Origin of the sequence: Pseudophaeobacter sp. (assembly GCF_039971195.1) — a bacterium.
GTDB lineage: Bacteria > Pseudomonadota > Alphaproteobacteria > Rhodobacterales > Rhodobacteraceae > Pseudophaeobacter.
The window spans coordinates 1-4,861 of sequence record NZ_JBDWPJ010000053.1 but is presented as its reverse complement, the minus strand read 5'-3'; the positions used below and the strand labels follow the sequence as shown (position 1 = coordinate 4,861).

The following is a 4,861-nucleotide window of genomic DNA, read 5'->3' as shown; positions in this document are numbered from 1 at the left end:
GGCCATTGGGTCGGGGGTGAGTTTGAAGCCGCCAAAGGGGGGCATGACCTCGACCAGATCTGCGGGTTTCAGGTCATCGCCAATATGGTTGGAGATGACGCCCGTCTGAACCCGCTTTGAGGTGATGCGCAGTGGCTGGCCGGGGGGATTGGAGATTGTGTAGCTGCGGCGATGTTCGACACCGTCCAGGACAAAGCGCAGGGTAAGGTGCTGGCCCGCCAGCCAGTGAAACTGGTCCGCCAGATCGGGGGGGGCGGCAAAGATCACGCTGGTGGCGGCACCACCAATTTCCTTGCGGATTTCAGCAACGGGCAGTTTGTGGAAACTACGCATGAAATTAAACTCCTACCATACCAGAGGTCAACAAGGCCCAAAGGGCAGCCAAAACGGCAAGCACAGCTCCCCAGGCCCAGTTGGGGGACTCGTATCCGGTCAACCAGATCACCGCACAGTCAGCAGCAAACCAGGTCACAATCCATCCGGTCCAGAGTGCGAGCCCGGCGCCGCTCAACATGAGCCAGACAAAGGATGCCAGGAGGACGTTGTTCAAAAGAAGAAACAGAAACATGGTACATCTCAGCGGTAATCATAGAGGGTTGTCAGGTCACGGATCACGGCGCGACCCGCCGTGGTGGCGATGGTGAACCGGTCAGTCTGGGTCATGGCACCTTTGTAGCCGTCCCAAACATAGGCCACCTTACTCTGCGCCGTGACGATGGTATCGGTACCCTCGGCAGAAATGGTCAGGTTGGGGTCCGAGCGGCCGGTTTCTTCATATCCCTTCATAGCTTCCATGATCTCGGGCTCTGCGGTCCAATCTGGCAGGTTCTCCCAGTCGAACATGGCATAGCTGAAGGCAAAGTCGCCGTCCTTTATGCCAGTTTTGATCTCGATGTGATGGGTAGCGCCGGGGTGCCAATCTCCCCAGGTGGCGGCCAGGTCCGCCTCGGAGGTAGTGGCATAATAGCGGGTGACCAGATCGGTTGCTGTGCTTTGCGGTGAGGCAATTGCCAGACCTGCGGCAAGAACAATGCCAATGGCGGTCGCGGTGATACGCTTCATAAAGTTGACTCCATTTGATTGATGCGCGCGGTGATCTCTGAGAGCCGCGAAAAGGACTGCAGGGTCATCGGAAGCACCAGCGCGCTTTCGACAAAGTCCCAGCTGTAGGTGACGATGGAAAAAACACGACCTGCCGTGATCGCGATTTCCTGCGTGGCGAACCAGAGGTTGAACATTTGCATGCCCAGAAGAACCAGAAAGATCAGACCATAGACCAGTCCTTCGGTGTCTGAGATGCGGACCTCGGATTTGCGCAAGCCCAAAAGATGCGCACCAAGGCGGGGCTGGGAGCGGGCCTCGAGCACGCCGACCTGCTTTTCGGTCTGGGTGTTGAAGGCCGCGTTCAGGCGGAAAAAGCGGCGATGTGTGAGGGCGTAGATTGCGAGCGTCGTGACAAGCGCCCCCAGCGCGGCCAGCGCCAGTGTCGGGTGAAACCCTGCCAGAATGACAATGGCGGCGGTGGCACGAATGAGGGAGGTCACGCTTTCCGGGGCTTCGGTTTCAAGAAAGTCAACCGGCTCACGCCCCATATTGAGCCGCGCATTCAGGCGTGAGACCGGCATATCGCCAGCCCGCCGGACCAGCGCCTTGCCCAGTTCAACCCGCATGAAGCCATAGACCCGCGTATCGTAGACGCGGCGTAGCGTGCCAATCAGGATCAGCGCAACCAGAACGCCGCCCAGTTGATAAAAGGCGGTGAACTTACCACTCAGGAGCCCGTCGATGGCAAAGCCGATCAGCAGCGGGATCAGGGCAAAGAGGCCGACCTCGATCAAGGTCATCGCCCAAGTCACTGAAATTTGTGGCCAAAAGGCGGCAAAGAGCCCGCCCAGGGTCAATGGCTTGTCCGTCATCAACCCTTTGCGGCGCTTAGAGAGGCGGCTCATTTCTCGAGCGCCTCCTGCTGGGCCATGAAGTCAAGGACGGCTTGCTGATGGCCCGTGATCGGGCTTTCACCGGTGGCGGCAGGGCCAATTTCGAGATAAGGGCTGGCGAGGGACTTCTGCTGTTGTTCACAGGCATAGACGTCTTCCGCCGTAAAATCCCCCGAGGCCATGGGGTCGTTTTCGCTGGCGACATCGTCGCCGGAGTATTTTGGGCCACTAAAGTTCTTCCAGAAGCTGTTGCTGCTCCAGGATTGTTTGCTGTATTCCCAACTGGAAACATTGGCCAGTTTGGTGCGGTTTTCCACACGCGTGAGGTCGGGCCCAAGCGGTGTGATAATGAATAGGTTCCAGCTGTCTTCGCTGGCCCCCAGCCCAAGGCCCGGGAACAGCATGGGCACCCAGGCGCCGATTTGCGGTTCGGGGATCACGCGAGGGGTGGGCAGGTTCGTTTCCAGGTTCTTGGCATAGTCGGGCGCGGGGGGTTCCCAGAAATAGTAGTGCGGTCCCTGCCAGCCGTATTCCGCCCGGGCGTGATCGTACATGTGCAGAGTGTTCGAATGCAGATGGCTGAGGTGGTAGACGTCGATGTAGTTTTCGACGACGATCTTCCAGTTTGCCTTGATCTCATAGCTCTGGCGAGCCTCTTTGTATTCGACAAGTTCTTCGGGTTTGTGAGGTCCTAGGAACGGGTCAACCACCCCGAAATAGGCCGCCAGTGAGGGCGGGTTAGGGTCGGGGTGTACAAACAGCATACCCTGCCAGACATCCACTGCGGCAGGCTTCAGTCCAAGGCATTTTTTGTCGATGCCTTTTGGGTACTCGGTGGCTTCGTCAGGCACCGAGATCAGGTTGCCCTCAAGGTCATAGGTCCAGTCGTGGTAGGGGCAGGTCAGCGCCTTTTGGGTCTTGCCCACGGCGCGGATGAGCTGGGTGCCACGATGGCGGCAGATATTGTGAAAAGCGCGCAGGCGGTGGTCACGGCCCATGACGATGAAGATGTTGTTCAGCCCGGCCTGCACCGAGATGTAGTGACCGGGTTCTGGCACATCCTCGGCCAGACCGGCATAGCGCCAGGTGCGGGAAAAGATCAGGCGCTGTTCGCGGTCGAACCACTCTTGCGAGGTATAGGCGTCAACGGGGAGATTGTGATACATCGGGGTCATTTCGGGCACCTCAGACAAGCCATGCGGCATATTGGGGGAACAGGCTGGCGGCGATGGTCATGACGCCAAATACGGCCCAGAGGACGACCACGGCCCAGAACAGAATGGGGTCTTCGTCGCGGTTGACTTCAAAGACAAAATGCGCCCGTCCGCTCATGAGGGCGGGAACGATCCACCAGAGAAACAAGAGGCCCCAGACCCAATAGGTGCCGAGGGCGGCTGCCACCAGAAGGACGGGAAAGGCGATGTAGTTGAATGTGCGCTGTGTATTCACTGGGGGGACTCCAATGTGCCCACCAGAAGCAGGGCTGCGTGTTTTAGATCCTGCTGCCATTCGGGCGGTGGTGCGAGAGGGGTGAGCGAGTCGAGGTTGACGAAAATCGACGAAATGCCATGCGCGACAGCGCGGATGGTTTCCGGTTTTGCCGCCGGGGCCAGCCGTTGCAGAGCGTCGACCAGCACATCCAGAAAGCGTTTCAGGCTGTCCAGCAAGGCCACTCGCATCTCTTCGTGGTCAACGGATGTCGCAGAAAGCGCTTGCCAGGCCAAAAGAAGTCGTGGGTCATTTTCGGTGTCGGCAGTAAAGAGAACTTCCACCATGTCCTCAGGGGTTTCGACATAGGCCAGGGCCGTGTCGAGCGCCTGGGTCAGGTCATTGAAGGTGGTAACAACGTGGTCGTTGAGGGCCGCAACCATCTGCTCGCGGTTGCCAAGATAGTGCCGGAGAAGCGGACGTTTCACACCCGCCTCGGCAGCGATACGTTCCTGTGTTGCGCCTTCGAGGCCAAAGCGGGCAACGCAGGTCAGGTAGGCATTAAGAATTTCTTCGGACCTCTGGTCCTTGAGGCTGGGGCGGGGCATGGCGACTCCATTGATTGTCACGGTTGACAATTATGCTCGTCAAAATAACTTGTCAAGAATGACAATAAACAACCATCAACCCTGCCAACCGCCTTTGGTTCTCACAGCGAATTTGGAGAGAGTACTTTGCCGAACCCGTATCGTTTGATTGAGACTTCGTAGATCTCGGTGCATTTGCAAAACTCTGGCAAAGGAAAAAAGCGTGCCAAGTATCCCGGAGCCTCGTTGCAAAGGAATTGTGCGAGGCGTGGTAGAGCTTTTTGTCCACCTTTAACTCCGCAAACCTGATTAGTGTGCCGGGTGCTTTCCGGACATTCGCACTTATTGAAGCGAATGTCCGCATCCCTCCCAAGGAGCTAGATCAGTATGTCAGCTTTGGGCTGAAAGCGGCCACCGTATAAAACTCTAGCGGCAAGAAGTCTCAGATCGGGCTAACCATCGCAGAGGGGGGCTTTGAAAGTCTGAAATCTCTAGTACTGAAACCGGCGTGAGTAATCAGATTTTTTTGCGCATAATTTTTAAGGGGGGGTACCTTTTACTGGAGGTGAACGTCGTGACCTAGAATTCTGCTTTCAGCCCAAAGCGGACGGTGGCTGGCCCGATCTTCGCGAGTACAGCGTTCGACGTGGAGGGGCTGATTCTGTTGAAAAACTCTTCCTTGATCGGGTGCCCATTGGCTGATTCAATTGTCATACTGATTGGAGGATTTGGCGATGATGGGACCAAAGCAGGAAGCGCAGGCGGCATTGTTCTACGAGTTCTCGCTGGAAGAGCATGTCCCGCAGGGTCATCTGCTGCGCTCTATTGATAGGTTCGTCGATCTAAGCGGCATCCGCCAGTATCTTGCCAAGTTTTACAGCCATACTGGACGTCCATCCATTGATCCTG

7 protein-coding genes are annotated in these 4,861 nt (G+C 57.1%); 1 reads left to right on the top strand and 6 read right to left on the bottom strand.

Annotated elements, in window-relative coordinates:
• From ABJP42_RS04620 to ABJP42_RS04595, 6 genes are all read right to left on the bottom strand, one after another.
• Nucleotides 1-333 (bottom strand): FAD-binding oxidoreductase (locus ABJP42_RS04620; protein ID WP_348338775.1); only part of this gene is annotated, 333 nt, incomplete at its 3' end.
• A gap of 243 nt (nucleotides 334-576) precedes the next feature.
• Complete coding sequence (locus ABJP42_RS04615) at nucleotides 577-1,062, bottom strand: hypothetical protein (protein WP_348338773.1); 486 nt, start codon at nucleotides 1,060-1,062, stop codon at nucleotides 577-579.
• Entirely contained in the window at nucleotides 1,059-1,949 is an 891-nt protein-coding gene (locus ABJP42_RS04610) for an ABC transporter six-transmembrane domain-containing protein (protein ID WP_348338771.1), read from the bottom strand. The genes ABJP42_RS04615 and ABJP42_RS04610 overlap by 4 nt, the downstream gene beginning before the upstream one ends.
• Nucleotides 1,946-3,142 (bottom strand): aromatic ring-hydroxylating oxygenase subunit alpha, encoded by a 1,197-nt coding sequence (locus ABJP42_RS04605; RefSeq protein ID WP_348338769.1) that lies wholly within the window; start codon nucleotides 3,140-3,142, stop codon nucleotides 1,946-1,948. The genes ABJP42_RS04610 and ABJP42_RS04605 overlap by 4 nt, the downstream gene beginning before the upstream one ends.
• Nucleotides 3,123-3,386: a hypothetical protein gene (locus ABJP42_RS04600; RefSeq protein ID WP_348338767.1), complete on the bottom strand. Its 264-nt coding sequence runs from the start codon at nucleotides 3,384-3,386 to the stop codon at nucleotides 3,123-3,125. The genes ABJP42_RS04605 and ABJP42_RS04600 overlap by 20 nt, the downstream gene beginning before the upstream one ends.
• Complete coding sequence (locus tag ABJP42_RS04595; protein WP_348338765.1) at nucleotides 3,383-3,994, bottom strand: TetR/AcrR family transcriptional regulator; 612 nt, start codon at nucleotides 3,992-3,994, stop codon at nucleotides 3,383-3,385. Before ABJP42_RS04595 ends, ABJP42_RS04600 begins: the two co-directional genes overlap by 4 nt.
• A gap of 692 nt (nucleotides 3,995-4,686) precedes the next feature.
• Here ABJP42_RS04595 and ABJP42_RS04590 point away from each other — a divergent pair.
• A partial coding sequence (locus tag ABJP42_RS04590; protein ID WP_490363184.1) for a transposase occupies nucleotides 4,687-4,861 on the top strand: 175 nt, incomplete at its 3' end.